The sequence below is a fragment of the Candidatus Binatia bacterium genome (assembly GCA_036382395.1).
Taxonomy (GTDB): domain Bacteria; phylum Desulfobacterota; class Binatia; order HRBIN30; family HRBIN30; genus JAGDMS01.
This window is the reverse complement of record DASVHW010000205.1, coordinates 1-5,311: the sequence shown is the minus strand read 5'-3', so window position 1 is coordinate 5,311 and position 5,311 is coordinate 1. Positions and strand designations below refer to the sequence as shown.

General features: G+C 60.6%; 4 protein-coding genes. 3 read left to right on the top strand and 1 reads right to left on the bottom strand.

Annotated elements, in window-relative coordinates:
* From VF515_09390 to VF515_09380, 3 genes are all read left to right on the top strand, one after another.
* A partial coding sequence (locus VF515_09390) for a nitroreductase family protein (protein HEX7407847.1) occupies positions 1–189 on the top strand: 189 nt, incomplete at its 5' end.
* A gap of 80 nt (positions 190–269) precedes the next feature.
* Positions 270–1,610 (top strand): amidohydrolase family protein, encoded by a 1,341-nt coding sequence (locus VF515_09385; protein ID HEX7407846.1) that lies wholly within the window; start codon positions 270–272, stop codon positions 1,608–1,610.
* On the top strand, positions 1,610–3,058 hold the full coding sequence (locus VF515_09380) for an aldehyde dehydrogenase family protein (GenBank protein HEX7407845.1): 1,449 nt from the start codon (positions 1,610–1,612) through the stop codon (positions 3,056–3,058). The genes VF515_09385 and VF515_09380 overlap by 1 nt, the downstream gene beginning before the upstream one ends.
* Before the next feature lie 212 nt (positions 3,059–3,270).
* Here VF515_09380 and VF515_09375 read toward each other — a convergent pair whose 3' ends face one another.
* Positions 3,271–4,932, bottom strand: a complete 1,662-nt coding sequence (locus tag VF515_09375) for a recombinase family protein (protein HEX7407844.1) — start codon at positions 4,930–4,932, stop codon at positions 3,271–3,273.
* Positions 4,933–5,311 lie beyond the last annotated feature (379 nt).

Here is a 5,311-nt window from a genome sequence, read left to right as displayed (position 1 = left end):
GAGACCGGACTGCGCTGGGTGAATCTGGAAGCCGGCCACGCCGCGCAGAACCTGCTGCTGCAAGCGACGGCGCTGCATTTGGCCGCGGTGCCCGTAGGTGGAATTCAGCCCGAGCAGGTGGCGCAAGCAACGTCGCTGCCGGCCAGCAGTACACCGATTTACCTGATCCCGGTCGGGCACGCCAAGTGAGCCTCGTTTGCGCTCCCACTCGGAGGAGAATACTCTGCCCCTTCGCGAGCTGCGTGCACACCAACATCAAGGAGAACTTTATGGCCAGACGCCTGGTGCTGTTCCTCTGCGTGGTTTTTCTTGTTCAGATAGGAGTGGCGCAGCAGCCACCTGCAGCGCTCCCCTCGAGCGCCGGGACCGCTTACGTAATCCGCGTCGGCCGGTTGATCGATCCCGAAACCGGTACCGCCACTGCCAATCAGATGATCGCCGTAAGAGACGGCAGGATCGTGGCGATCGGCAGCGATGTAGCGGTTCCGACTGGCGCCGAAGTGATCGACCTTTCCGCCTATTCCGTGCTGCCCGGGCTGGTCGACGCCCATAACCACCTGGCGCTCACTTATAAAAAGGTCCCGGAGAACGACGTTTATTACTACACCTACGTCCAGGACTCGACCGCGCTGCGCGCGATCCAGGCCGCCTCCAATGGCATGCAGATGCTCTCTTCAGGCTTCACCGTCGTGCGCGACCTCGGCAATAACGGACTCTATGCCGACACTGCTTTGCGCGTCGCCATTGAACAGGGCTGGATACCGGGACCAACCGTCATCAATTCGGGGATCATCATTGGCGGGATCGGTGGCCAGTTCTTTCCCACGCCCGAAATGGTCAAGGAACACAATATCGTCTATCCCGAGTATCTCGACGCCGACACGCCCGACGAGATCATCAAGGCAGTTCGCCAGAACGTGCTCTTCGGCGCCAAGGTGATCAAGATCTGCGTCGATTGCAAGCCGTATCCGTATTCCGTGGAGGACATGAAGCTCTTCATCAAAGAGGCAGCCAACGCCGGCGGCCTGAAGGTAGCCGGACACGTGCAGACGGAAGAGGGTGCGCGGCGGGCCATCGAGGCCGGCATCTGGTCCATCGAGCATGGGAACGCGCTCACCGACGAACTGCACAAGCAGATGGCAAAGAAAGGAATCTGGCGCGTGGGCACCGAAACCCCTTTCACGGAATATCGCAGCTCGCAAGCGGCGTTTGATCGCACTGTTGCCGGCATCAAGAGCGCCTACGCGAGCGGCGTCAAAATGGCGTTCTCCACGGACGCGGACTACTACGTTCCCGGCATGACACGCGGCGAGGTAGTCATCAATTTCTTGAAGAGTTGGAAGGCAGCGGCGATTCCAGACAAGGAAATCCTAAAGATAATGACCACGAATGGCTACAAGGTTTCAGACATCTACGAAAAGCGCGGCCCCATCAAGGCCGGCTTTCCGGCGGACTTCATCGCAGTGAAAGGAAACCCGCTGGAGGACATCGACGCTCTGCGCACTGTGGTGTTCGTTATGAAGGACGGCCTGGTGTTCAAGCGCGATGGCGTCATGACGCCGGAGAAATTCCTGCACGGTGGCCCGGTGAACGGCTGGAGGATTCACTGATGAGCATTGCGGCGGAGGTGCACGACGTCAGCAGCGTAGAGCGTTTTGGCTGCCTGATCGATGGGAAGTGGGTGGAGCATCCGGATGTGATAGCGGTTCGCAATCCCTTCGATGGGCGGCTCGTAGGCGAGGTTTCGAGTGCAACCGAAGCTGACGTGAAGCAGGCGATCACGGCTGCCGCGGGGTCGCTCGCCGAGGAGTTCCCGGCGCATGCGCGCTACGACGTGCTCATGCGTGGTGCCGATCTCATCGACCTTCATGCCGACGAATATGCCTGGGCGATTGCGCGCGAGGGCAGCAAGACCATTCGGGAGGCGCGCCGCGAACCGCCTCGCGCAGCCACCATTCTGCGGCTTTCGGCGGAGGAAGGGCGTCGATTGGGCGGTGAGACACTTCCTTTCGACATCCGTCCTGGTTCTGAGCGTCGCATCGGCTACTACTTCCGAGTACCCGCCGGAGTGATCGGTGCCATTTCAGCGTCAAACGATCCGTTGGCGGTGGCCGCGCACAAAATCGGTCCGGCGCTGGCCGCGGGTAACCCGGTCGTCTTCAAGCCCGCCCCGCAAACACCACTGTCGGTGCTGCGCCTGGGGCGCGATCTACTCGCCGCCGGGTTGCCCAAGAACCGGTTCCACGTGGTGAACGGCGGCCCTGCAATCGGCGAAGCGATCGTAACCGATCCGCGCGTACGCGTCGTGGCGTTTACTGGCGGCGTGCGGACTGGCGAACGGATTACGCGTATCGCCGGCGTCAAAAAGCTCCTGATGGAACTCGGATCGAACTCGCCCGTGATCGTCATGGCGGACGCCAATCTCGATCTGGCGGTACCCGCAATTGCGAGCGGCGCGTTCGCGCAGGCCGGTGAGAACTGTCTCGGAGTACAACGCGTCTTCCTGCAGGCGCCGATCAAGGGCGAATTCACGCGCCGGTTCCTAAAGCACGTCCGGGGCCTGAAAGCGGGATCGTCCCTGGAGGAGTCCACCGATGTGTGCGCGATGATCACCGAAGATCACGCGAAGCGAGTAGAGAGTTGGATCGCCGAGGCGATTGCCGGTGGAGGGCGCGTGTTGGCCGGCGGCGCGCGCAATGGCGCGGTGGTGCCCCCGACGGTGCTGGAAGGTGTGCCCGACGGCGTGCGTCTGGATTGCGAGGAAGTGTACGGACCGGTGCTCGCGCTGTATGAATTCGCATCCCTCGACGAAGCCATTGAACACGCCAATCGCGTCAACTTCGGGCTGCACGCGGCCATTTTCACGGAGCGACTCCGTGATGCGTTCAAAGCCGTCCAGGGACTCGCAGTGGGCGGCGTTATTGTCAATGACTCGACCGACTACCGCTTGGACGTCATGCCATTCGGCGGCGTGAAAATGAGCGGTATCGGCCGTGAAGGTATCCGTTTCGCGATGCAGGAGATGACGGAAACGCGCGTCGTGTGCCTGAACCTGTGATCCGCCGCGTGCCTGCTGCCGCTGAAACTCGCCGTCTGTCGTCGTGCTGGTCGCCACACGAGTCGGGTTAACCGCCCGACAATTGGGTAACCACCCCAACGGTCGGCGCGGCCCGACCCATGCGGGCGGCGGCGTGTCGCGCTTCCCCCGCTCCCGTTGACTCCCGCACCTTTTCACCTTCTGAGGTTCCTGGAGGGAGGCCTCTCCTGCACTCACACAATTCGGCGGCCATGCGTCTGCGCATGTATAGCGGCGTCGCAACGCTCACTGTCATGAATGTGGGGACGAGCAGGTCCCATGAGTTGCGTCGTGAGGTTTGAGAACCCTCGGTAGATCGAGCCTAAGGGTACCCACGTCTGAACGTCCTGCAGCGCAGAACGCAGGTCTGCGAGAGACTCCAGCCGGAGCCCTCGCCGGAACCAAGGGTCCTTCGGCGTGAGCGTCATCCTCGTTATGGCGTCGATGCCCGGCATCACGTAGAACGCCTCGATCGAGTCGTTTTCGCGTGACATCAGGCAAACGAGCGCAGGCAAAGACCGTTCTGCGTGGCGGACGTACAGCAGCCAGTACCTCAGACCGTCGAGCCTGTCGAAGGATCGACATAGCATAATGCCGATCCGTCCCAGCTGAGGAAATTCTACTAAATGCCGCTGCCGGGTGCTTCCACGCACGAAGACCGCATCGTTTGGGAAGAGCTTCTGGATCGACTCAAAGACTTCCGACCGCAACTTCGCCATCATCCTCGACTTCTCTGTCCGTTCGCTGTGAACAGGCGCAGGCGTGAATCCGATCAGGTCGTACACCTTCGCCATGCTGCCAAAGCGGTGCCGGAGCGTGGAGCACGAAGGCACACCCCGCGTTCGGTTGATCAGCGACTCTGACAGAGAACCTTGCCTCTTCCACAAACGCTTCACGTCCCGAAGCAGTGCGTCGTTCGACTTCCTATACGTCTTGCTGGCAATGACCCTCTGCGCTCGATCGAAGGTACGGTGATCCACAACTGCCCTGAAGGCACCCTGTTTCACGACCCACCTTTCTGGCGGATTCCGTCGTTGCTTGGTACGCAGTTTCTGCGTCCCGAGCGCCCAAAGGTTGCAACCGGCATACTTGGGGTTGGTAAGTATCTGCCGCACCGCGTACCGGCTCCAGCTCTTGCCATCGATCCACGGCACCTTCCGCAGGTTCAGCTCCTTGGCGATGTCAGTCATGTCCAGGCCTCGAATGAACTGTGCGTAAATCCAACGTACCCATTTCTGCTCATGTGGCGGACCGGGATCGAGTATGACCCGGTCGGTGGTTATGCTCTTGAGCTCGCCACGCCGCAGTTCCTGTTTTACGAGTCCATCAGCAGATACCAACAGGCGGCAGAGACCGTACCCCGGAGGTCCGCCTTCGTGGTACCCCATCTCCGCGAGCCGTTTCTTGCCTGCGAAAACCCTCTCACTTAGCTCCCTGCTGAATTCCGCCGCCATCGTGCGCTTGAGCGCCTTCATCATGCGGCTGGGCAGGGTGTCGTCGCTTCCAAACTCCTCGGCGCAGTAATGAACACGTATGCCAGACGACTTGCAGAGAAATTCATAGTGGGCCGCCTCGTCAGCGTCTTGGAAGCGCCCCCATCGGCTGACGTCATACACCAGGACAGCGCAAAATGTTGCCTTGCCACCCAGAATATCCGTCAAGAGTGCCTGTAGCCCATTACGGTGTCCGATCGTGAGGCCGCTCTTACCGGCATCTTCATACGTCTTGACGATCGCAAACCCGTGCGAGTCGGCGTACCGTTGAATAGCGACGGCCTGGTTATCGAGTGAGTATTCCTGACGCTCGGTGGACATCCGCAGGTACTGCGCGGCGGGAATTATTGGCGCGGCGTTCATGGGGCACCCCCGGCGCGCTATCGTAACCTCGCGCAATGCTGTTATTTATCACTGACTACGCAGAGAAAACAGCGGCTGGATCATAGGACGGCCGACTGAGTATGCTGCAGGGACCATTGGACACCCCACCCAACGAGCGCACGCCCCTCTTCCCCACCCCGAGGATGGTCAATTGATTATGGCCACTCACGACGTCGCCTTGGCTACTGCTGCCCAAGCTCATGGGTTCAGGGTGGTAGGTATAGAGAGCGGGCGCTGAGCCGGCCGGATAGCATCTATGCCATTCTGGAGCTTTGCTCCATATATACATGGCCAAGAACGGGACACTGCAGTGCATTTCCGTTTGCAGCGCAACGGGAGTGCGCGGATTGAACTCAAC